Here is a 22504-nt window from a genome sequence, read left to right as displayed (position 1 = left end):
GAACCCGTAATAAAACAGGTATAGGGCCGTGAAGTTTGTTTCCGGCTCTAAAAACAAACATAAATTCAACCTATTGATTGAAGGGTAAAAACATGGCAGGACTAGCAACCGTCACGAAGCTGGCTGGCGAAACGGTAGGACAAGAGTTCCTGATTTTTACGCTGGGCGCTGAAGAGTACGGCATTGATATTTTGAAAGTACAAGAGATCCGTGGCTACGACCAGGTGACTCGCATTGCTAACACCCCGGCTTTCATTAAAGGCGTCACTAACTTACGCGGTGTTATTGTTCCTATTATTGACCTACGGGTTAAATTTGCTCAACAGGGTGTCAGTTATAACGAAAATACCGTGGTTATCGTGCTGAACTTTGATCAGCGCGTGGTCGGTATTGTGGTTGACGGCGTATCTGATGTGTTGTCATTGACCACCGAACAAATCCGCCCAGCCCCTGAGTTTGCCGTGACTTTGGCAACCGAGTACCTAACTGGTTTAGGTTCACTGGGGGAAAGAATGCTGATTTTGGTTGATATTGAAAAGCTGCTAAGCAGTGAAGAGATGTCACTGATCGATTCCGTGGTTAAAGGCTAAATCACTGCATCTGGGTGATTGGGGTGAGTATTGCTCACCCCTGCAATTTGTAAGATTAAGGGGCTGAGGATTACCCCATGATGCGCCAGATAAAACGCCCCCAGCACTAGTCATTTTTTGCCCCGTCACATAGATTGCGGCGAACGAACTTAGAAATAGCACGGCACCTACCACATCCTCAGTAATAACTCTATTCCTCCTTTGACCGCAGTGCGTAATACCGCTACCAGTACGGTTACATCGGCTGGACCAGTAATTATGCGATCAACACCTTGAGCCATTGCAGCCTTAATAAGCAAATAATCTTATTGAGTGAGCCGTTAGAAAATACATAAGTGAATTTTATTAATAAGCGCTGCTATTAGCCTTCGAAAAATGGAACTTGACTATGTCATGGTGGGCGGTTTTTCACTGGGTGCTCTACAGGATTGCCTGCATTTTAATATGTGGGAAATAAACGCCTTAATACCAATAAAGATATAACCTTAGCAATAATTGTCATTTATACAGTGCTAATTTAATATATTTTATTCTTAATGGTGATTAGGAAAAAAATATCTAATGATTATAGTCAAAGGACATTTTATTGGCTGTTAAATTACAATGATTATTAATCAAGGAAGGTGTCATGTTAAAACCTATCGCTATTTCTCTGGGGTTAATCAGTTTATCCCTCTTTACATTTAATACTCAGGCAGATGAACCATTGCCCGATGAAGTCCGCGTTGCCTATGGTGGTAGTTCGCAGGTTTTGGTCTTGGCTAAAGTGGATGGTTCATTAGAAAAGGCACTTAACACTAAGGTGAAATGGGTGCAATTTGCCACTGGGGCTGATGCCCTAGGTTATTTTGCTAGTAATGCTATTGATATTGCCAATATAGGTTCAAGCCCTGCTGTCGCTGGTTTAGTTCGAAAACTTCCGATTGAGATATTTGGTATATCCGGCGTTATTGCCACTTCCGAACGCCTTATTGCTAAAGACTCAATTAATTCTTTGAACGATATTGAAGGTAAACGAGTCGCTTACCCACCTAATTCGACGGCGCAATATGCACTAGATGCTGCGATTGCTGTTAATCATATTGATCGTAATAAGGTGACATTAATTCCATTGCGCCCAGCAGAAATAGTGGCGGCTTGGAAACGGGGCGATATTGATGCGGGGTACGTTTGGGCTCCGTTTGCGCAAGAATTAGAGATCTCTGGTGGGCACCCAGTATTTGCGACGAAACAACTTCAGCAAGATGGTTACCTTATTTATAACAACTATGTGGTTAGAACGGCATTTGCCAAAGCGCATCCCGAGTTATTAAGCCAATTCTTACAAATACATCAGCAAAAAGTTGATGAGTTCAAACGCGACCCTATTAAAGCGGCGGCTATTGTAGCGAAAGATGTGGGTGCTCCGGTGACGACAGCAACCAATACATTATCGGGTTTGGAATACCCAACACTCCAACAACAGGAAACTGCACAGTGGTTAGGCAATGGTTCAGATACCGATAACAGTGGTATCGGTCAGGCGGTACATAAAACCGCGGGTTTCCTAGAAAGTATTGGCGAAGTTCGCCAACGCGACATACCTAATTCATTCGAGAAAGGCATTAATGTCAGTTACTTAAAGAATGCGATCGCCGCGCAGGCCCAGCAATAGGTTATTTATGAATCGAGTGCAACATGTTGCGTTAAGTGTCGGGGCGGTTATTTCATTCTTCTTGTTGTGGCAGGTGGTGGGGGCCGAGCAGTGGATTGATCCGCTGCTGTTACCGCCATTATCTGATATCGCACTTACCGCCAAAGAGTTACTGCAAGAGGGATATCGCCAGGTGCCCTTGTGGCAACACATTGCCGTGAGTGTGGCCCGAGCACTGAGTGCATTCGCCGTCGCTATCCTGGTTGGTGTGCCATTGGGATTAATTATGGGGTTATCTGAGCCCATTGCCGCATTACTTAATCCCTTTGTGCAGTTTTTGCGACCATTGCCCAAGATTGCGTTGATTCCCTTAGCGGTTGTCTGGCTGGGTATTGGTGAGTCATCCAAGTTCTTCCTGATTTTTATCGCCACCTTTCTCAGTGTGGTGGTGGGGGCATCTTCGGCGGTTGAACGTATTGGACGAGCCCGTATTCGCGTCGCACAAACCTTAGGAGCCAGTCGCCGTCAGATTTTTTTCCGGGTCGTACTGCCTGAAACTTTGCCTGAATTGTTTACCTGTGTGCGTTTGTCTATTGGTATTGGCTGGACCTCACTGATTGCGGCTGAAATGGTTGCGGCAACATCCGGATTAGGCTGGATGGTGATTAATGCCAGTTCATATTTACGAACAGACATTGTGATGCTGGGAATACTGTTGTTGGGGGGCATTGGTTATTTGCTGGATCTGCTGATTGTTGGTTTACAGCGCTTATTGGTGCCATGGGCAGGGAGAGAGTAATGCAAAGTGAAGAAACGGTGTCTATTGCAGTTAACCGGGTCAATCTGAGTTTTTCCGCCAAGCAGGGGCGGCAAAAAGTCTTGGAAGATATCTCTTTGACGATAGCCGCAGGGGAGTTTGTGGTACTGCTTGGGCCGTCGGGGTGTGGCAAATCAACCATTCTCAATTTAATTGCCGGGTTTGAGCGCCCCGATAGCGGCAATATTCAATGTCAGGGGAGTGTGGTTTCAACTCCGGGGCCGGATCGGGGAATGGTGTTCCAGCAGGCCAATTTATTCCCGTGGTTAACCGTGCGCGATAATGTCTCTTTTGGCCCACGTATGCAGGGCGCGACCCAAGAGGATATTTTGCCCGAGACGCAAGCATTTCTAAAGTTAGTGGGGCTGCAAGGGTTTGAAGACCACTATCCCTGGCAATTATCGGGGGGAATGAAGCAACGGGTGGCAATGGCCAGAGCTTGGTTACCTAATCCCGATGTCTTGCTGATGGACGAACCTTTCGGGGCATTAGATGCGCAGACTCGGTTAATGATGCAAGAGTTGCTGTTATCGGCTTGGCAGCAAACGGGTACCACGATTTTATTTGTGACCCATGATGTTGAGGAAGCTCTGTTTTTGGCAGATAGGATCCTCATTATGTCAGCACACCCCGGTTGCATAGTTGATGAAATAAGACTGCCTTTTGGCCGCCAGCGCGACATAGAGACACTGGCGCACGCTGAGGGTTACAGCGAAATCAAACAACGGGTACTGCATCGTGTTCGCAGCGAAGCTCGTCGCCATTTCAATGATTAATATAATATTATTAAGGAGTTATTATGCACCTTGCTCGATTCCCTCGCCTTTCTCTGGGCCATTTTCCGACGCCACTAGAAGCATTACCTAATTTATCTCGCTATTTGGGGGGCCCTAATATTTATATTAAACGAGATGATTGTACTGGACTGGCGACTGGCGGGAACAAGACGCGAAAATTAGAGTTTCTGTTGGCGGATGCGCTGCAACAAGAGGCTAATGTGATCATCACTCAAGGAGCTACCCAGTCCAATCATGTCCGTCAGACTATCGCGGCGGCAGCCAAGCTCGGTCTGGAGTCACAAGTTTTGCTGGAAAAGCGTGTTAGTGATTTTGGTGATGATTATCAGTTTTCAGGCAATATCCTGTTGGATCATTTGCTCGGTGGAACGATAGCGGGGCATCTGCCCGCGGGGACGGATATGCAGCAGGCGATGGAGCATCTGGCTGAGACATTACGAGCACAAGGGAAAAAGCCATATATCATTCCTGGCGGTGGTTCGAATCCCATTGGGGCATTAGGTTATGTTGCTTGCGCAGAAGAACTGCTTTATCAGTCCAGCCAGCAGCGGCTGCGAATAGATCATATTGTACATGCGACGGGTAGCACCGGCACTCAAGCGGGATTGGTTACAGGGCTTGTTGCCAGTAACAGCAACATTCCGGTGCTGGGTATCAGTGTTCGAGCACCTAAAGATAAACAAGAGCAAAATGTGTATTCTTTGGCGCAGCGAACTTGGGAACTGCTGGGAGTAAAAGGCGAATTTCCGCGCGAAGCGGTGATAGCTAATAGCGATTATGTCGGTGCGGGTTATGGTTTGCCAACCGATGGCATGCTCGAGGCTCTGAGACTATTGGCACAGCTAGAAGGTATTCTGTTGGATCCTGTCTACTCAGGTAAAGGAATGGCGGGCTTGATTGATTTGGTCCGTCGCGGGCATTTCTCACCAGAAGACAATATTGTGTTTATCCATACTGGTGGATCTGCCGGGCTGTTTGGCTATCGTCAGGTATTGGAGCTGGTGGGTCAGTATGACTAAGCCACTTTTATTCGGTGTGCTGGGTGGGATGGGGCCACTTGCGACGCTGGACTTATTGCAAAAAATCATTGAAATTACGCCTGTTAGCCGTGATCAGGAGCATTTGCCTGTCGTGACATGGAATGTCCCACAAATACCTGATCGGCAAAAAGCCTTAGCGGGAATTGGCGAATCGCCTTTGCCACAGTTGCTACATGCAATACAGCAACTGAATCAATTGGGTGTCAGCCATATCGCGATACCTTGTAATACTGCGCACCACTGGTATCCCCAATTGACCAGTGCCAGCCGGGCACCTATTCTGCATATTGTCGATATCGCCGTCGCACACATTGCTAACTTGCATCCACGGCCACAGCAGGTCGGGATTATTGCCACCGAGGCAACGTTGCAGGCGCAGTGGTATCAGGAGCGATTAGCTGCATTAGGCATCAGCACAATTTTACCGACGGAACAGGAACTAAAGACGTTATTCGTTCCTGGATGTTATGCGGTAAAACGGGGTGAGGTTGAGTTGGGTGGGCGATTATTGCAAGAATTGGCTACCGCCTTGCTAGAGCGCGGCGCGGAAAAATTAGTATTGGCCTGTACGGAAATTCCGCTAGCCTTTAATGCTATTGAATCCCAGCTACTTGCATTGAGTATTGATCCAACCTATGCCTTAGCCCAACACTGTGTGACGTTATGGCAACATTCACCAGCAGGACACAACCCCCAATATTTACCTGTGCCGCAGTAGCGGAAATATCACTGATACCTTGATACAATGACACTCTATTGAGATAGTGTGTCATTGAAATAAATAATGGTGAGTATCACTGTAGGTTTCAATATGATATTTAATTTTCAGCGATGAGTTGTAATTCAGATAGTTTCCGCCAGCTAACATCATCAATAAATATGCCATTAACCAAACGTTGCTGATAATTTCTTTGCTCCCACTCCCCGGGGAGTGTCAGTTGATTATCCGGATGAGAGCTACGTACCCAGTCTAATAGCGCTGGAATTTCTTGTTGATAACTCTGTGCACCACCCAAACGCTCGGGATCAATTAATATGGTCAGCATATTATTAATGATTCGCTGCTCTCCCGGTTCAGTATTTCGTTCGGTATTTCCTCCGGTTAATGCAGCCCCCAACATAGAGCAAATGAGCGCGAGGCCAGAACCTTTATGCTCACCAAATGCCCGCAATGCTCCAAAAGGTTCTTCCATCAAATAGCGAGGATCAATGGTGGCATTCCTCGATGATCTACCGCGCAGCCTGGCTCTAGCATACGGCCCTCATTCCAGGCAATACGTGCTTTATTACCGGCAATGACGCTGGTGGCAAAATCCAAAATGACGGGTTCGTTATGCAACAATGGAACTCCGGCGCAGAAAGGATTCGTTCCTAGTCGTGCTGACTGACCCTGCCAGGGAATGACATTGGCTCGATTGTTCACATTAGCAAAATGCAATGAGACCAGACCTGCCGCTGCCGCTTGTTCAGCCCAAGCACCAATACGGCCTAAATGGTGTGCATTTGCCAGACTCAGCACTGCAACTCCGTGTTGTCGAGCGCGTTCAATACCCAAAGTAATGGCTTGTTTACCCACTATCTGACCAAAGCCGTGCTGCCCATCAAATGAGATCAGAGCACCAAAATCTGTGATGACTTTTATGTTTGCCGCAGGGTTTAAACCCCCTTCATGAATGGCTGAAATATAGCGCGGTAACATGCTAACACCATGGGAGTCATGCCCCTTGAGGCTGGACTCAACCAAATTGTTTGCCACCTCGGCGGCGACCTCTGAATCTACCGAAATATCGATCAAGCGGTCGTGCAGATATTGCCGCAGAAAATGATGGCTAAAAACAGGCATTTTTTGCTCCGAAAATCACAATAGAATATCGCGAACTATAACGCCTCTAATGACTATCACATATAATATATATTGCTAAGGATAGCTTAAAATAAGCTACAGAATTTAAATGTTAATGTGATATTAATTATTGTCATTGCTCTGTTGCTTTTATTAATTATCGATTCTAGCTTATTCCAAAAGATAATTTATAAATGACATCCTTTAGCCCATAGGATGATTAAACTTATTAATTTAATCATCCCACTCAGTAATAGCGATAGTGGGATTATTCGGACATATATGAGGCAGGGAAATGAATAACTCAGCAAAAAATAGCAGCATAAAAAAAGTCACTGGAATTTTTACATTAACTTGCCTTGCACTAAGCCCCTTTGCTGTTCATGCCGAAGGTTCTATCAGTATTGCACAGCAATTCGGTATTGGTTATCTCATCCTTGATGTCGTGCGAGATCAGCAATTGATAGAGAAGCATGGTAAAGATCAAGGGATTGATATTAATGTCGACTGGCGCACTATCTCTGGGGCAACAGGGATGAATGAGGCGCTACTTTCTGGTGCTCTTGATGTCGCTTCTGCCGGGGTTCCGCCGATGCTGACTGTTTGGGACCGTACTCGTGGGCGTCAGAATGTAAAAGCGATAGCTTCACTGGGCTCAATGCCGAACTATCTGCTCAGTAATAATCCCGCGGTAAACAAGATCAGCGACCTTAGCGAGAAAGATCGCATTGCGGTGCCGGCTGCTGGTGTTGGTTTTCAGTCTCGCACCCTGCAAATTGAAACCGCTAAGCTGTACGGTAATAGCGAATATAAGCGTTTTGATACGATTACCGTTAGCTTGCCCCATCCCGATGCCAGTGCGGCTTTGATTGCTGGTGGCTCTGAAATTTCAGCCCATTTTTCCAGCCCTCCATTCCAATATCAGGCGCTAGAACATGCCAATGTCCATAAAATCCTCAGCTCCTATGATGTCTTGGGCGGGCCTGCGACATTTAATGTGCTCTACACCACGCAAAAATTTCATGATGAGAATCCTAAAACCTATCGCGCTTTCTACGATGCGTTGGCTGAAGCTTCACAGATAGTGAAAGCTAATAAAGCGGCGGCGGCTGAGACGTATATCCGAGTTGAAAAGTCCCGTTTGTCACCTGAATTGGTGAAGAAAATCGTCGAAGACCCGGAGATTGATTTCACTATCACGCCACAGCGAACCTATGTGTACGCTGATCAACTGCATCAACTCGGGATACTCAAGAATAGAGCCGACTCGTGGCAGGACTATTTCTTCGCCGAAGCCCATAGCGGGTCAGGTAGCTAAGCCATCGGCATCCTTTAACAATCAAAACCGACAATATTGCCAGATTACGCCGGAGGGGGCATGAACCGCATCATCAAAGAAATCTCACCACCGCCGCTATTGCAGGCCGATGGCGTGGGTTTGGAGTACCGTACTCGCCAAAAACGGGTACGTGCCACACATGATGTCAGTTTTGACGTCTATCCTGGCGACCGTTTTGTGCTGTTAGGGCCGTCAGGATGCGGTAAATCCAGCTTGCTTAAATCCATCGGGGGTTTTCTGCCGCCAGTTGACGGGGAAATTCGTCTTGAGGGGCAGGTGATTACCGAGCCAGGCCCGGACCGTATGATGGTATTTCAGGAGTTTGACCAACTGCCGCCGTGGAAAACCGTGTTGGAAAATACGTTATTTCCACTGGTGGCCAGCCGTCAGGCTAACCGCCAGCAGGCTCGCGAGCGGGCATTATATTATCTGGATAAAGTGGGGCTCGCCGGGTTCGCTGATGCTTACCCGCATATGTTGTCGGGTGGAATGAAGCAGCGCGTTGCTATTGCTCGAGCCTTGGCGATGCAGCCCAAAGTTTTACTGATGGATGAACCTTTTGCCGCGCTTGATGCACTGACCCGCCGTAAAATGCAGGAGGAGCTGTTAGCACTGTGGCAAGAGATCCGTTTCACACTGCTCTTTGTCACTCACTCGATCGAGGAAGCGCTGGTGGTCGGTAGCCGAATATTGCTGTTGTCACCGCATCCAGGGCGGGTTTGCGCTGAGGTAAACAGCCACCAGTTTTCTCTGGCGGACTATGGCAATGATGAATTTCAGTCCACGGCACAGCGTATCCATCATTTGCTGTTCCCTAATGAGCAACCGCAAGCTGCGGCGTCGCTCCTGTCGCAAGGTAAACAAAATGAGCATTCAACCGCCAATTCGCGCCGAATATCAGTTGGAACTGACTCCGCTCCAAGAGGTGGCGCTGGCACAGCCATTGCCATTGATTGTCCGCTGTTGGAACCAGCAATGGCTACGTCAGTTGAGCGTGTTACTAATATTGTTGGTGCTGTGGGAACTGGCCGCTCGCTGGCAGGATAACGACCTGATGTTTCCGGGATTTTTGCAGACATTGCGCGCATTGACCGAAGATATGTCCAGCGGTGAATTACCTGCCAAGGTCGCTAACTCACTGAGTACGTTGCTCAAAGGGTATGCCATTGGTAGCTTGCTCGCTTTGGGATTGAGTGCGCTGGCAGCTTCAACCCGTTTTGGTCGTGACCTGCTTCATGTGCTGACATCAATGTTCAATCCGCTACCAGCGATCGCCTTATTACCACTGGCGCTGTTGTGGTTTGGGCTAGGGGAGAAAAGTCTGGTTTTTGTGCTGATCCACTCGGTGATGTGGCCGATGGCATTGAATACTTACGCCGGTTTTCTGGGGGTCTCTGACACATTACGGATGGCGGGGCGTAACTATGGGCTGCGCAACTGGCGCTACGTGGCCTACATTCTTATCCCGGCGGCATTACCCTCAATTCTCTCGGGCCTGAAGATCGGCTGGGCCTTTGCGTGGCGTACCTTGATTGCCGCAGAACTGGTTTTCGGTGCTTCAAGCGGCCAAGGGGGGCTTGGTTGGTATATCTTCCAAAATCGCAATGAATTGTATACCGATAGGGTATTTGCTGGTCTGGCAACCGTGATTGTCATTGGTTTACTGGTTGAGGGGCTGATTTTCGCCAGTATAGAGAAACTGACCGTCAAGCGCTGGGGTATGCAGCGCTGAGGCCATTAACAGGAGTGAAAAATGCTGGCGATTAAAACCCCACAACATTATCTGAATCAAGACGGTATTAGCGGAAAAATCGGGCAATTTGTTGCGCCCTTGGCTCAAAAGGTACTTATCGTGACCAGTCCACGGGCGTGGTCGGCAGTGGAGAGTACGGTAACCACTAGCTTGCAACAACATCAGATCACTTTTCATCTCAGTTATTTGCCGGGAGACTGCACCCGTGCCGCCATTGATGAGCTTGCTGCACAAGCCCGGCAACAGGGGGCTGAACTTATTATTGGTGTCGGTGGTGGCCGGGTATTAGACAGTGCAAAGGCCGTAGGGCAAATACTGGGGCAATTGCCTGTCATCACTTTACCGACGATCGCGGCAACCTGTGCGGCATGGTCGCCAATCAGTGTTCTTTATGATGAGTCGGGGGCACATATTGGCCCTTTGCCTTTAGCCAGGTTACCGGTTTGGGTACTGGTGGACAGTCAGGTTATTGCCAAAACTTCCCCGCGCTATCTAAACGCGGGCATTATTGATGCTTTAGCTAAATGGTATGAGTTCCTTCCCTATCTACGTCATGGTGATGATGGGCTGGCGCTGATACTGAAATCGCAGGTTGCTAAGCAGGCATTGGATACCTTTAACACTTATGGGCAGCAGGCCATCGCGTCTAATCAGCGTCAGGAGGTCAGTGTTGCATTGCGAAAAGTCATAGATGCCGTCATTGCACTGGCGGGTTTAGCCAATAGCATGGCTGATGATATTCCACGTATCGGAATTGCTCATGCAATCCATAACAGCATGACCCGCTTGCCGGAGCTTCACCACTGGCTACACGGTGAAAAAGTGGGTTTCGGGTTGGTTGCACAGTCATTTATTGAGCACCCGGAAAAAGCAGACCGTAATGAGCTACTGTCACTATTAGCGCGTTTTGGTGGCCCATTAACCTTAGACGATTTGGGATTAAATCCACACGATACGCGAGTGAAAAAGATTGCCGAAGGGGTGGCTATCGCACCCAATATTGCGGCACGATTGCCGTTTTCATTGGCCCCAGAGCATATTGAATTAGCACTGCTTGCTACACAGAGTTTACGCGTTGAAGTGGTCAATCACTAAGGAGGAGGCATCCTTAATAAGATAATACTCTCCGCGCTAGCTTCAGCAGTTGCCGTGACGAGTCAGGGCTGATAAGAAGGGCCCTGACTATTTTGATATAGAGTGAAATAACAGGGGCGAAGCGACTCGCTATAAAATGTTAACCCCTGCGCAACCCGCTAAAATAATCCCTCACACCGGTAAAGTTCGCCCCTTTAGTGCCGATAACACACTTAATTAGACGTCTTATGTTTTGGCGTACCTGTGTTTTGACGTACTTATGAAGGGATAACATGTTCAAGCGTATGAAAGTGGTCACCAGCCTGCTGCTGGTGTTAGTGCTATTTGGTGCCTTACAGCTGGTTTCCGGTGGGCTTTTCTTTAACTCACTGAAAAATGACAAAGAAAACTTTGCGGTTTTACAAGTTATCCGCCAACAACAGTCAGTTTTAAATGAAAGCTGGGTCAATCTGCTGCAAACACGTAATACACTGAACCGTGCTGGCATCCGCTACATGATGGATGTGAATCACACGGGAAGTGGCCCGACGGTAAATGATCTTTTGGCCTCCGCCAAAGGGACATTGGGTGTGGCTGCGGAGCGTTTTACAAGTTATGAGCAAATTCCGCTGGATAGCCGACAGGATCCAGAGTCAGCTAAAAAATTAAAACAGACCTATGATCAATACTTTGGTGCTTTGACCGAGCTTATCCAGTTAATGGAAGCGGGCAAAATCAATGAATTCTTCGATCAACCGACCTCTAGCTTCCAGAATGCCTTTGAGCATGACTACAACACTTACCTGACACAAAATGATCGCCTGTATGCCTCCGCAGTGGAAGACAGCAATCAATCCTTCAGTTTTGCCATGGGAGTGATTGTTACCGTGCTGATTGTGGTATTAGCGGTGATTATCGTGGTGTGGCTGGGTATGCAGCATATCTTGATTAACCCACTGAAGCACTTGATAGAACATATCAAATATATCGCCAATGGTGATTTAACCCAGACCATCGAGGTGCATAGCCGCAACGAAATGGGCACCTTGGCTGCCAGCCTGAAACATATGCAATCTGAATTGGTAACCACGGTCAGTGACGTGCGCTTAGGGGCTGATGCTATCTATAGCGGCGCGTCAGAAATTGCGGCCGGTAATAATGATCTGTCCGCCCGTACTGAACAGCAAGCCGCATCACTGGAAGAAACTGCCGCCAGCATGGAACAGTTAACTGCCACCGTGAAACAGAATGCTGAAAATGCCCGTCAGGCTAGTCAATTGGCACTGAGTGCATCAGAAACCGCGCAGAAAGGCGGAAAAGTCGTGGCCAACGTGGTGCAAACCATGCACGAGATTGCCGGTAGCTCACAAAAAATTGCGGATATTACCAGCGTCATTGACGGCATCGCTTTCCAAACCAACATTTTGGCCTTAAATGCCGCGGTTGAAGCCGCGCGCGCCGGTGAGCAAGGCCGAGGTTTTGCTGTGGTTGCGGGTGAAGTTCGTAATCTGGCACAGCGCAGTGCCCAAGCAGCAAAAGAAATTAAAGGCTTGATCGAAGATTCGGTCAGCCGTGTCGATATGGGCTCGGTTCTGGTTGAAAGCGCCGGTGAAACCATGGGCGATATCGTTAATGCCGTGACCCGCGTCACTGACATCATGGGTGAAATCGCTTCCGCCTCTGATGAGCAAAGCCGTGGTATTGATCAAGTCGGTCAAGCTGTTACCGAAATGGACCGCGTCACACAGCAAAACGCCTCTTTGGTGGAAGAATCTGCTTCTGCCGCCGCCGCACTGGAAGAGCAAGCCAGTATGTTAACCCAATCCATGTCCGTATTTGTTCTGCGTATGGATAACGGTAGTACCACAAGAGATGTAAGAAAACCAAAGCAGCCGACACAGGATAAGAGCGGAACTGCTAAAAAAACACTGGGAAGTGACCTGCAAGAGAATTGGGAAACTTTCTAGCGCCCCCTACACAAAAGACCCTAAATAATTCGAGTTGCAGAAAGGCGGCAATTAAGAGAATCCCCAAGAGCTTGCATCAATAAGTGACTGGGGTGAACGAAGGCAGCCAACGCGCATGCAGCTTGAAGTATGGCGGGGATAAATAAAGCCGGACAACGAGCCGGCTGAGAAGAGGTTACGATGTTTGGCCGAATCCGGATTTCTACCAGCTTTTTCCTGTTACTGATGTTGATTTGTTCAATACAGTTAATTTCAAGTGGTCTGTCATTTACTGCTTTTCGTTCAGACTATCAAAATTTAAACCGTGTGGATCTCAGTAGTCAGCAACGGGATGCATTAAGCCTCAGTTGGGTATCCTTGCTTCAGGCGCGTAATACCTTAAACCGAGCGGGGACTCGCTCGGCTCTCAAAGTACCTCAGGAGCAAGTCAACGCGTTAATGGGGAATGCACGTAGCTCATTACAGAAAGCTGATCTCTATTTTAATCAGTTCCTGGCGGTGCCACGTCTGGATGAGAGTGATACCGGTGGTGAATTGATGGATGCCACCAAAAACAGTTATCAGAACCTGCGTACCTCATTACGAGAATTAATCGATCTGCTGGAAGCCGGTAATTTACAAGGCTTTATGGACCAGCCCACCCAGAAGACGCAAGATTTGTTTGAAGCCGATTTTGTGCAGTATTTGCAATATGCCAATGAGGTAATTGCTGAAGCAGGCACTCAGAATCAGCAAGCTTACCATCTCTCCATGTGGATATTTGGTGGCGCGATTCTGATGGTGATTGTGATGGCTATTTCTTCACTGGTCTGGCTGCGCACGATGTTTGTCACACCACTGAAGATTATGCGAGCTCATTTTGATCGCATCGCTGAAGGGGATTTATCCGGTCAAATCTATGTCTCTGGTCGCAATGAAATCAGCCAGATGTTTGCCAGCTTACGCACTATGCAGCGCTCGTTGATTACGACGGTTAGCCATGTGCGCGACGGCACCGAAGCCATGTTAACGGGCATTCAGGAAATCTCGGCCGGTAATAATGACTTATCAGCACGAACTGAGCAGCAAGCGGCATCATTGGAACAAACTGCGGCGAGCATGGAGCAGTTAACCGCGACCGTGAAACAGAATGCGGATAACGCCCGTCAAGCCACATTACTGGCGCAAGATGCTTCGGAGACGGCGGCCAAAGGAGGGGAATTGACGGGAAGTGTTGTCACAACAATGCACGATATTGCCACCAGTTCGCAGAAAATTGGCGCTATTACCAGTGTTATTGATGGCATTGCATTCCAAACCAATATTCTGGCATTGAATGCGGCCGTTGAGGCTGCCCGTGCCGGTGAGCAAGGCCGTGGTTTTGCGGTGGTTGCCGGTGAAGTGCGTAATTTAGCCCAGCGCAGTGCGCAGGCAGCAAAAGAAATCAAAGGGTTGATCGATGAATCGGTCAGCCGTGTTCGCCAGGGCTCCACACTGGTCGAAAATGCGGGAACTACCATGGAAGAGATCGTTCGCTCAGTGACTCGGGTTACCGACATTATGGGTGAAATCGCTTCCGCTTCGGATGAACAAAGCCGAGGCATTGAGCAGGTTTCACTCGCAGTAACACAAATGGATCAGGTCACTCAGCAAAACGCCGCATTAGTGGAAGAGGCTGCGGCTGCGGCTAACGCATTGGAAGAGCAGGCAAGTATGCTCTCTAATGCAGTGTCTGTTTTTCGTTTGGAGCAGGGTAGCGACAACGGGGAGGGGCAGGCAGCAGACGGCAGTGGTAAGCAATCGGTTGTAAAAGCCACGGTCGCAAAGGAAATCCCAGATTGTCAAACGACGTAACAAAGACTGTGTTGCGGGGTGAGGCCGAATGAAACCATCATCGATGAAGTCTTCATTAATGAAAGAATCTACTCAGCCGTCACCCCAAGAGTCTGGGTCGATTCTAACCCAGATGATTCAACGGCTCCCGCTGTCGGATGTGCATTTCCGGCGCATTTGCCAACTTATTTATCAACGGGCCGGGATTGTCCTGGCCGAACACAAACGGGAAATGGTCTATAACCGCTTGGTCAGGCGGCTAAGGTTACTCGGGATTAACGATTTTGGTCAATATCTTGCGTTGCTGGAGACCGATCCAAACAGTGCTGAGTGGCAGGCATTTGTTAATGCATTGACCACTAACCTGACGGCATTTTTCCGTGAGGCGCACCATTTTCCGATTCTGGCTGAGCATGCTCGCCAGCGAGCGGGAAATTATTCGGTATGGAGTACGGCAGCATCGACTGGCGAAGAGCCTTATTCCATCGCTATGACCCTAAGTGATGCGTTGGGAAATCGTTCGGGTTCCTGCCATGTAATGGCCAGCGATATTGATACCCAAGTGTTGGAAAAAGCCACCAGTGGCGTATACCGACAAGATGAATTGCGCTCGTTGTCCGCACAGCAAATGCAACGCTATTTCTTGCGTGGCACCGGCCCTCATCAGGGCATGGTGCGGGTGCGGCCAGAGTTGGCCAACATGATTCAGTTCCAGCAACTCAATCTGTTGGCGCCTGAGTGGGCATTGCCTGGGCAGTTTGACGCTATTTTTTGCCGTAATGTGATGATTTATTTTGATAAAGAGACGCAGGAGCGCATCCTGCGTCGCTTTGTTCCTTTGCTAAAACCCGGTGGCTTGATGTTTGCAGGTCATTCGGAGAATTTCAGTCAAATTAGTCGGGAATTCTATTTGCGCGGGCAGACCGTTTATGGACTGACCAAGGAGAGGTGATGAGTAAAATCAGAGTATTGTGCGTTGATGATTCTGCATTGATGCGCCAGTTAATGACGGAGATTATTAACAGTCACCCGGATATGGAAATGGTTGCGGCAGCACCTGATCCATTGGTTGCCCGTGATTTGATCAAAAAATTCAATCCGCAAGTTTTGACTCTCGATGTTGAAATGCCGCGGATGGATGGTTTGGATTTCCTTGAGAAATTAATGCGGCTGCGGCCCATGCCGGTAGTGATGGTTTCATCATTAACTGGCAAGAACTCCGAGATAACCATGCGGGCGCTGGAGTTGGGGGCGATCGATTTTGTCACCAAACCGCAACTGGGTATCAGAGAGGGGATGCTGGCTTACAGTGAGCTGATTGCGGAGAAAATCCGTACCGCGGCTAAAGCGCGTTTGCCGCAACGTGGCCCGGAACATGCCCCGGTGATGCTCAGCCATACACCTTTGCTCAGTAGTGAAAAGTTAATCGCCATCGGCGCATCAACCGGTGGGACGGAAGCGATCCGAACTGTCTTGCAGCCTTTGCCGCCGACCAGTCCGGCCTTATTGATCACGCAGCATATGCCACCGGGTTTTACCCGTTCATTTGCCGAGAGGCTCAATAAATTGTGTCAGATTACGGTGAAGGAAGCAGAAGACGGTGAAAGGGTATTGCCCGGACACGCATACATTGCACCCGGTGATCGGCACATGGAACTGGCGCGCAGTGGTGCAAACTATCAGGTGCGTATTCATGACGGGCCGGCGGTTAATCGTCATCGCCCCTCGGTCGATGTCCTTTTCCGTTCTGTCGCGCAGTATGCCGGACGTAATGCCGTCGGTGTGATTCTGACGGGAATGGGCAATGATGGTGCTGCCGGTTTGTTGGAAATGCATCGTGCAGGCGCTTATACCATCGCACAAAACGAAGCCAGTTGCGTGGTGTTCGGTATGCCGCGTGAAGCTATCGGAATGGGTGGGGTTAATGAAATCCTGGAGCTGAATCAGATAAGCCAGCGGATGTTGGCGCAGATCAGTAGCGGGCAAGCCTTGCGCATCTAGTCACTCTTCGTCCTTGACGTTACAGGAGGAGTGAGCTGCCTACTGGCAACGTCAATGACCTTGGCTGATATTACTGGATATAATTTTTCTATTATAAACAAGATATTGGTATTTAATCGCTCAGCGGTGAGCAACAAACTTTAGGAGTTAGTATGGCGGATAAGAATCTCAGATTTTTGGTGGTAGACGATTTTTCGACCATGCGTCGTATTGTCCGAAACCTGCTAAAAGAGCTGGGTTTTAACAATGTGGAAGAAGCCGAAGATGGTGTAGACGCATTGAATAAATTACGTACGGGTGGTTTTGATTTTGTGGTTTCCGACTGGAACATGCCAAATATGGATGGCCTGGACCTGTTGAAAACTATCCGTGCTGACGGTGCTCTTGGTACTTTGCCAGTTCTGATGGTAACTGCGGAAGCTAAAAAAGAGAATATCATCGCAGCAGCGCAAGCCGGTGCCAGTGGTTATGTAGTGAAACCTTTCACTGCCGCTACCTTGGAAGAGAAGCTCAATAAGATTTTTGAAAAGTTGGGTATGTAAGGAGGCGAGATGAGTAACCATCAAATGCCCGCAACAGATGCGGCGTCAGCCAGTGATATAATCAGCCGTATTGGTCAGCTCACACGGATGCTGCGTGATAGTTTACGTGAGTTGGGTCTTGACCAAGCCATTGCTCAGGCTGCAGAAGCGATTCCTGATGCTCGCGACCGTCTGGATTATGTGGTCCACATGACGGCACAAGCCGCTGAAAGAGCATTAAACTGCGTTGAAGCAGCGCAGCCGCGCCAGAATGAGCTGGAGTCTTCGGCTAAAGCGCTTAAAGTTCGCTGGGATGAATGGTTTGCAAATCCAATCGAGCTTTCAGATGCCCGTTCGCTGGTCACGGATACCCGCGATTATCTGGATGTGGTGCCACAACATACATCATTTACCAATGCGCAATTGTTGGAAATCATGATGGCGCAAGATTTCCAAGACCTAACTGGTCAGGTTATCAAGCGCATGATGGATGTGGTGCAAGAGATTGAGAAACAACTATTAATGGTGTTGATGGAGAACATTCCAGATATGCCATCCAAACCGCAGAAACCCACTGACAGCCTGCTCAATGGGCCGCAATTGGATAAAAATGGAACTGGCGTTATTGCCAATCAGGATCAGGTTGATGACCTGCTTGATAGCCTGGGCTTCTAATAGGCTCTGAACCCTGTAGCGGATAGTGAATTATACGGTGCAGATGAGGCTACTCTTTGTAGTAGATTAGATCTCATCTGCAACTCTTCTTTGGCTTATTAGCCGCGCTATTTCATCCTGACCATCGGCGTTTATCAAGTATCAGTCATTCATTTTAATAATAAGGTTATATTGCTTGGTGACTGTTTTACATTGATTTTCTGTTAATTTTTCATTGAATTTAATAAATAAGTTTTCGGTATAAATAATAGGCTCTTTATTGCGCTCTATTTTATAGCCATGACCGACAAATCTAACGTCAGTGTTTGCGGCAATATTTTCTTTTAATTTATTGATTTTATTGGCATCAGATTGCACGCTGACAACGTAGACCTCTGCTGAGGCGATGGTGAAAACGACCTGATACTCGATGTTATCTGTCATCGCATTGAGCATCATTACTGCGAAGTCTTTTCCTGGAAACATTCTAATAATCAGTATTTCACTTGATTTTATTATGGATAATATTTTTCTTTTATGATTTTGAATATCATAAGTCACATCGAATCTTTTCATCTCAATTTCCTTTTGATATGTTTTGTTTATCATTTAACTCTGTAGGTTTATTATTTAAATTGAGTTTGTGTGGGTAACAAAATAACTGAATTTAATTCTTTTTTTATATCACATCAAAATACACTGTTTATAAAAAATTCATTATAAAACATGAATAAGCCAATAATGATGTTGGAGGCTCTTGATGTTCGAGTGCTGAGTGAGCCGAAGAGGGCCACTGCGGGCACTGATCCGAGAAATAACCGCCTAATTGCAGCTTTGTTCCATCCATAGGCTAGCTGAATGTTTGTCATGCTAAGCAGCAATTTTATTTTTCATTCATTTCTCTGATATGGGAACGCTTACGCTGAACAGGAATACCTGCTGTGGCTGAAGATAGCGATCTGGAAAAAAGCGAGGAACCCACAGCCCACAAGCTGGAGAAGGCTCGCGAAAAAGGCCAGATCCCGCGCTCGCGCGAACTGACCTCGATGCTGATGCTCGGGGCCGGTTTGGCGATCTTGTGGGTTTCGGGAGAGTCGATGGCGCGACAACTTGCCGCCATGATTGCCCAAGGTTTGCATTTTGACCACGGCATGGTGAGTGATGATAAGCAAATGCTGCGGCAAATTGGCATGCTGTTGAGGCAAACACTGATGGCGCTGCTGCCGATTTTCGCGGGCTTAGTGATTGTGGCGCTGGCAGTGCCGATGCTGTTGGGCGGCGTGCTGTTTAGCGGCGAATCGATCAAATTTGATCTAAAGCGGATGAGCCCTATCGCGGGCTTAAAGCGAATGTTTTCTTCTCAGGCGCTGGCTGAGTTGCTGAAAGCGATTTTGAAGGCGACCTTGGTTGGCTGGGTTACCGGCATATTCCTGTGGCATAACTGGCCAGATATGATGCGGCTGATGGCGGCGCCTCCGGTCGCGGCTTTAGGCGATGCGCTGCATCTGATTATCTTCTGCGGATTGGTGGTGGTGCTTGGTTTGACGCCGATGGTCGGCTTTGACGTATTCTTCCAGATAACCAGCCATATTAAAAAGTTACGTATGACTAAGCAGGAAATACGTGATGAATTCAAAGATCAAGAAGGTGACCCGCACGTGAAAGGGCGCATACGTCAGCAGCAGCGAGCGATGGCCCGCCGGCGGATGATGGCGGATGTCCCCAAAGCCGATGTGATAGTCACTAACCCGACTCACTATGCGGTGGCTTTGCAGTATAACGAAGCAAAAATGAGCGCGCCGAAAGTCTTGGCGAAAGGGGCGGGGGCTGTTGCGCTACGCATCCGTGAATTGGGGGCTGAACACCGCATTCCTTTATTAGAAGCGCCGCCGCTGGCCAGGGCATTATTCCGGCATAGCGAAGTAGGCCAACATATTCCAGCCACCCTGTATGCAGCGGTGGCAGAAGTCCTTGCCTGGGTCTATCAGCTGAAACGCTGGAAGCGGGAAGGTGGGCTAATCCCGAAAAAACCTGAACATCTGCCGGTACCGGAAGGACTGGATTTTGCAACAGAGAGTGAGACTGACTAATGGCTAACTTGGCCGCCCTGCTACGTTTACCGGGCAACTTTAAAGACACGCAGTGGCAAATTCTTGCCGGGCCAATCCTGATCTTAATGATCTTGTCGATGATGGTGTTGCCGCTCCCGCCGTTCATCCTTGACTTGCTGTTTACCTTCAATATCGCGCTGTCCATTATGGTGCTGTTGGTGGCGATGTTTACCCAGCGCACGCTGGATTTCGCGGCATTCCCCACTATTTTGCTGTTCTCAACATTGCTGCGCTTGTCATTAAACGTTGCCTCAACCCGTATCATCCTCATGGATGGTCACACCGGTGCAGCGGCAGCGGGCCGGGTTGTTGAAGCCTTTGGTCACTTCCTGGTGGGCGGTAATTTTGCCATTGGTATCGTGGTCTTTATCATCTTAGTGATTATCAACTTTATGGTTATCACCAAAGGGGCCGGGCGTATTGCCGAAGTGGGCGCGCGTTTTGTGCTGGATGGGATGCCCGGTAAGCAAATGGCGATTGATGCTGACTTGAATGCCGGATTAATTGGTGAAGATGAGGCGAAAAAACGTCGTTCAGATGTCACCCAAGAAGCGGACTTCTACGGCTCAATGGACGGGGCCAGTAAGTTTGTGCGCGGTGATGCGGTTGCCGGGTTACTGATCATGGTGATTAACGTGGTCGGCGGCTTACTCGTTGGGGTACTTCAGCACGACATGGCCGTCGGTCATGCGGCAGAAACTTATACCTTGCTGACCATCGGTGATGGCTTGGTTGCCCAGATTCCGGCATTGGTTATCTCCACCGCCGCCGGTGTTATTGTGACTCGCGTCAGTACCGATCAGGATGTCGGCCAACAAATGGTCACCCAGTTGTTCAACAACCCGCGGGTGATGGTTTTGAGTGCCAGTGTGCTGGGCTTGCTGGGGATGGTCCCGGGGATGCCAAACTTTGTCTTCCTGCTGTTCACGGTAGCGTTGCTGGCATTAGCCTGGCGCTTACGGGGTAAACAGACACAGCAGCCGACAGAGGCAGAATCCCCAGTCATACAGGATCAACAACAAGCTACTGAAGCCACATGGTCAGATGTTCAATTGGAAGACCCGCTGGGTATGGAAGTGGGCTATCGCCTGATTCCTATGGTGGATTTTCAGCAGAATGGCGAGCTACTGGGCCGAATTCGCAGTATCCGTAAAAAGTTTGCCCAAGAAATGGGCTATCTGCCGCCGGTGGTGCATATCAGAGATAATCTGGAACTGCCGCCAGCAAGCTATCGGATATTAATGAAAGGGGTCGAAATTGGCAGTGGTGAAGCTCATCCCGGCCGCTGGTTAGCCATCAACCCGGGTAACGCCGTTGGGACATTACCGGGTGAGGCCACACATGATCCGGCCTTTGGTTTGGCGGCGGTATGGATTGAAAGTGCATTACGTGAACAGGCGCAGATTCAGGGCTTTACCGTGGTAGAGGCGAGCACCGTGGTGGCGACGCACTTGAACCATCTGATTAGCCAATTTGCGAGTGAGCTGTTTGGCCGTCAGGAAACCCAGCAGCTACTGGATCGTGTTTCGCAAGAGATGCCGAAGCTGACCGAAGATTTCATCCCCGGAGTGGTGACCCTAACCACGCTGCACAAAGTGTTGCAAAACCTGTTGCTGGAGCGAGTATCAATCCGCGATATGCGCACCATCATTGAAACACTGGCCGAGCATGCACCAAATCAAACTGATCCTTACGAGTTAACGGCGGTGGTACGTGTTGCATTGGGGCGCTCAATTGCACAGCAATGGTTCCCAGGCACCGGTGAAATTCAGGTTATCGGGCTGGATGCCGCACTGGAGCGCTTGCTGTTACAGGCACTACAAGGCGGTGGCGGTCTGGAACCGGGGCTGGCTGACCGCCTGTTAGAGCAAGCCAAACAAGCGCTGCAACGTCAAGAGATGCTGGGAGCACCGCCAGTGTTGCTGGTTAATCATGCACTTAGGGCATTATTAGCGCGCTTCCTGCGCCGCAGTTTGCCGCAGATGGTGGTGCTGTCTAATCTGGAAATTGGTGATAATCGCCAAATTCGCATGACGTCAACAATAGGAGCGGCCTGATGCCGATTCGTCTTCCTCAAGTCATTATCGGTAGTTTGCTTTCGCTCGGTTTGTTGCCATTGCATGCGGCAGCTTCGGGCTCTTGGGTGGCAGACGATATTGGCGTGACGCAGAGCCTGCGGGGCGTGGCGACATCAGCAAAACCGCTGCGTTCACCTGTGGCACTGGCTCAGGAAAACGCGCGGATTGTTTCAGTAGGCTGGCGCTACCAATTAATGTCGGCAGCACCAGATGGGTTGCAGGTGAAGTTATGCACACCAACCCGTTGTATGCCACTTGAAGGTGGCAGTGGGCAGAGTCGGGGGCTTGCTGGTGAAGCCGCCGCGACCCAACTGACTTTTGTTTATTTCATTGCGGGCAAAGGCCGAGTAAACCCGCCGCTACAAGTGATCAGCAACCAAGTACTAGTCAATTATCGTTAAGCTACATCCGCCGTCAACCTACACCCATATCGGGTAAATGCAGGCATAGCATATAGGCAGTGGCGGATGATTG

The 22504-nt window shown here is 48.9% G+C and carries 18 protein-coding genes and 3 pseudogenes; 19 read left to right on the top strand and 2 right to left on the bottom strand.

The annotated features are described in order from the left end of the window. Positions 1–92: 92 nt before the first annotated feature. The 6 genes from cheW to cuyB all read left to right on the top strand — a co-directional run bounded on the left by cheW (position 93) and on the right by cuyB (position 5595). Positions 93–590 carry a chemotaxis protein CheW gene (gene cheW / locus N0H69_RS16460; RefSeq protein ID WP_050098372.1) on the top strand — a complete coding sequence of 166 codons (498 nt, stop codon included), beginning with the start codon at positions 93–95 and terminating at the stop codon, positions 588–590. Between the two features lie 628 nt (positions 591–1218). Further along, a complete protein-coding gene (locus N0H69_RS16455; RefSeq protein WP_050151318.1) occupies positions 1219–2244 on the top strand; it encodes a taurine ABC transporter substrate-binding protein in 1026 nt (341 codons plus the stop codon). Positions 2245–2251: 7 nt separating this feature from the next. Next, positions 2252–3022, top strand: coding sequence for an ABC transporter permease (locus N0H69_RS16450; protein ID WP_050151317.1), 771 nt, complete (start codon positions 2252–2254; stop codon positions 3020–3022). After that, positions 3022–3816, top strand: coding sequence for an ABC transporter ATP-binding protein (locus tag N0H69_RS16445; protein WP_080987037.1), 795 nt, complete (start codon positions 3022–3024; stop codon positions 3814–3816). Before N0H69_RS16450 ends, N0H69_RS16445 begins: the two co-directional genes overlap by 1 nt. 23 nt (positions 3817–3839) lie before the next feature. Further along, positions 3840–4856 carry a D-cysteate sulfo-lyase gene (cuyA, locus tag N0H69_RS16440; RefSeq protein WP_050151316.1) on the top strand — a complete coding sequence of 339 codons (1017 nt, stop codon included), beginning with the start codon at positions 3840–3842 and terminating at the stop codon, positions 4854–4856. Then, on the top strand, positions 4849–5595 hold the full coding sequence (gene cuyB / locus N0H69_RS16435; RefSeq protein ID WP_050151315.1) for a cysteate racemase: 747 nt from the start codon (positions 4849–4851) through the stop codon (positions 5593–5595). The genes cuyA and cuyB overlap by 8 nt, the downstream gene beginning before the upstream one ends. Before the next feature lie 100 nt (positions 5596–5695). Here cuyB and N0H69_RS16430 read toward each other — a convergent pair. Then, positions 5696–6720 (bottom strand): annotated as a pseudogene (locus N0H69_RS16430) (malate/lactate/ureidoglycolate dehydrogenase). 322 nt (positions 6721–7042) lie between these two features. On the opposite strand from N0H69_RS16430, the gene N0H69_RS16425 reads away from it, so the two are divergent. The 10 genes and pseudogenes from N0H69_RS16425 to cheZ all read left to right on the top strand — a co-directional run bounded on the left by N0H69_RS16425 (position 7043) and on the right by cheZ (position 17862). Further along, positions 7043–8038, top strand: a complete 996-nt coding sequence (locus N0H69_RS16425; protein WP_375541945.1) for an ABC transporter substrate-binding protein — start codon at positions 7043–7045, stop codon at positions 8036–8038. Positions 8039–8098: 60 nt separating this feature from the next. Continuing rightward, positions 8099–8935, top strand: a pseudogene (locus N0H69_RS16420) (ABC transporter ATP-binding protein); the annotation flags it as partial. Beyond that, positions 8925–9791 carry an ABC transporter permease gene (locus N0H69_RS16415; protein WP_050106695.1) on the top strand — a complete coding sequence of 289 codons (867 nt, stop codon included), beginning with the start codon at positions 8925–8927 and terminating at the stop codon, positions 9789–9791. The pseudogene N0H69_RS16420 and the gene N0H69_RS16415, both read left to right, overlap by 11 nt. A gap of 21 nt (positions 9792–9812) precedes the next feature. Next, positions 9813–10907 carry an iron-containing alcohol dehydrogenase family protein gene (locus tag N0H69_RS16410; protein WP_050151314.1) on the top strand — a complete coding sequence of 365 codons (1095 nt, stop codon included), beginning with the start codon at positions 9813–9815 and terminating at the stop codon, positions 10905–10907. Positions 10908–11179: 272 nt separating this feature from the next. Beyond that, positions 11180–12731, top strand: a pseudogene (locus N0H69_RS16405) (methyl-accepting chemotaxis protein); the annotation flags it as partial. 302 nt (positions 12732–13033) lie between these two features. Further along, positions 13034–14686 carry a methyl-accepting chemotaxis protein gene (locus tag N0H69_RS16400; protein ID WP_050106692.1) on the top strand — a complete coding sequence of 551 codons (1653 nt, stop codon included), beginning with the start codon at positions 13034–13036 and terminating at the stop codon, positions 14684–14686. Between the two features lie 112 nt (positions 14687–14798). Then, on the top strand, positions 14799–15617 hold the full coding sequence (cheR, locus tag N0H69_RS16395) for a protein-glutamate O-methyltransferase CheR (RefSeq protein WP_235895239.1): 819 nt from the start codon (positions 14799–14801) through the stop codon (positions 15615–15617). After that, positions 15617–16666 carry a protein-glutamate methylesterase/protein-glutamine glutaminase gene (locus N0H69_RS16390; protein ID WP_004708134.1) on the top strand — a complete coding sequence of 350 codons (1050 nt, stop codon included), beginning with the start codon at positions 15617–15619 and terminating at the stop codon, positions 16664–16666. Before cheR ends, N0H69_RS16390 begins: the two co-directional genes overlap by 1 nt. A 152-nt stretch (positions 16667–16818) precedes the next feature. Continuing rightward, a complete protein-coding gene (cheY, locus tag N0H69_RS16385; protein WP_005164479.1) occupies positions 16819–17208 on the top strand; it encodes a chemotaxis response regulator CheY in 390 nt (129 codons plus the stop codon). A 9-nt stretch (positions 17209–17217) separates the two neighbouring features. Beyond that, positions 17218–17862 (top strand): protein phosphatase CheZ, encoded by a 645-nt coding sequence (cheZ, locus tag N0H69_RS16380; protein WP_050106690.1) that lies wholly within the window; start codon positions 17218–17220, stop codon positions 17860–17862. A gap of 141 nt (positions 17863–18003) precedes the next feature. Here the strand turns inward: cheZ and N0H69_RS16375 are convergent, their stop codons facing one another. Beyond that, entirely contained in the window at positions 18004–18417 is a 414-nt protein-coding gene (locus N0H69_RS16375; protein ID WP_050151313.1) for a hypothetical protein, read from the bottom strand. 365 nt (positions 18418–18782) lie between these two features. Here N0H69_RS16375 and flhB point away from each other — a divergent pair, with 365 nt between their 5' ends. The 3 genes from flhB to N0H69_RS16360 are packed head-to-tail and all read left to right on the top strand — an operon-like array spanning position 18783 to position 22431. After that, entirely contained in the window at positions 18783–19931 is a 1149-nt protein-coding gene (gene flhB / locus N0H69_RS16370) for a flagellar biosynthesis protein FlhB (protein WP_050106688.1), read from the top strand. Further along, complete coding sequence (gene flhA / locus N0H69_RS16365) at positions 19931–22009, top strand: flagellar biosynthesis protein FlhA (protein ID WP_050121945.1); 2079 nt, start codon at positions 19931–19933, stop codon at positions 22007–22009. Before flhB ends, flhA begins: the two co-directional genes overlap by 1 nt. Beyond that, on the top strand, positions 22009–22431 hold the full coding sequence (locus N0H69_RS16360) for a flagellar protein FlhE (RefSeq protein ID WP_050121948.1): 423 nt from the start codon (positions 22009–22011) through the stop codon (positions 22429–22431). The genes flhA and N0H69_RS16360 overlap by 1 nt, the downstream gene beginning before the upstream one ends. Positions 22432–22504: the final 73 nt, after the last annotated feature.

This window comes from Yersinia alsatica (genome assembly GCF_025133195.1).
GTDB classification, from domain to species: domain Bacteria; phylum Pseudomonadota; class Gammaproteobacteria; order Enterobacterales; family Enterobacteriaceae; genus Yersinia; species Yersinia alsatica.
This window is presented reverse-complemented; position numbering and strand designations above follow the sequence as displayed.

Coding starts and splice junctions, on each gene's coding strand:
- N0H69_RS16360 (WP_050121948.1), top strand. CDS start 22,009: ATGCCGATTCGTCTTCCTCAAGTCATTATCGGTAGTTTGCTTTCGCTC.
- cheR (WP_235895239.1), top strand. CDS start 14,799: ATGATTCAACGGCTCCCGCTGTCGGATGTGCATTTCCGGCGCATTTGC.
- cuyB (WP_050151315.1), top strand. CDS start 4,849: ATGACTAAGCCACTTTTATTCGGTGTGCTGGGTGGGATGGGGCCACTT.
- N0H69_RS16410 (WP_050151314.1), top strand. CDS start 9,813: ATGCTGGCGATTAAAACCCCACAACATTATCTGAATCAAGACGGTATT.
- N0H69_RS16450 (WP_050151317.1), top strand. CDS start 2,252: ATGAATCGAGTGCAACATGTTGCGTTAAGTGTCGGGGCGGTTATTTCA.
- cheZ (WP_050106690.1), top strand. CDS start 17,218: ATGAGTAACCATCAAATGCCCGCAACAGATGCGGCGTCAGCCAGTGAT.
- cheY (WP_005164479.1), top strand. CDS start 16,819: ATGGCGGATAAGAATCTCAGATTTTTGGTGGTAGACGATTTTTCGACC.
- N0H69_RS16375 (WP_050151313.1), bottom strand. CDS start 18,417: ATGAAAAGATTCGATGTGACTTATGATATTCAAAATCATAAAAGAAAA.
- cuyA (WP_050151316.1), top strand. CDS start 3,840: ATGCACCTTGCTCGATTCCCTCGCCTTTCTCTGGGCCATTTTCCGACG.
- N0H69_RS16390 (WP_004708134.1), top strand. CDS start 15,617: ATGAGTAAAATCAGAGTATTGTGCGTTGATGATTCTGCATTGATGCGC.
- flhA (WP_050121945.1), top strand. CDS start 19,931: ATGGCTAACTTGGCCGCCCTGCTACGTTTACCGGGCAACTTTAAAGAC.
- N0H69_RS16455 (WP_050151318.1), top strand. CDS start 1,219: ATGTTAAAACCTATCGCTATTTCTCTGGGGTTAATCAGTTTATCCCTC.
- N0H69_RS16400 (WP_050106692.1), top strand. CDS start 13,034: ATGTTTGGCCGAATCCGGATTTCTACCAGCTTTTTCCTGTTACTGATG.
- N0H69_RS16415 (WP_050106695.1), top strand. CDS start 8,925: ATGAGCATTCAACCGCCAATTCGCGCCGAATATCAGTTGGAACTGACT.
- cheW (WP_050098372.1), top strand. CDS start 93: ATGGCAGGACTAGCAACCGTCACGAAGCTGGCTGGCGAAACGGTAGGA.
- N0H69_RS16445 (WP_080987037.1), top strand. CDS start 3,022: ATGCAAAGTGAAGAAACGGTGTCTATTGCAGTTAACCGGGTCAATCTG.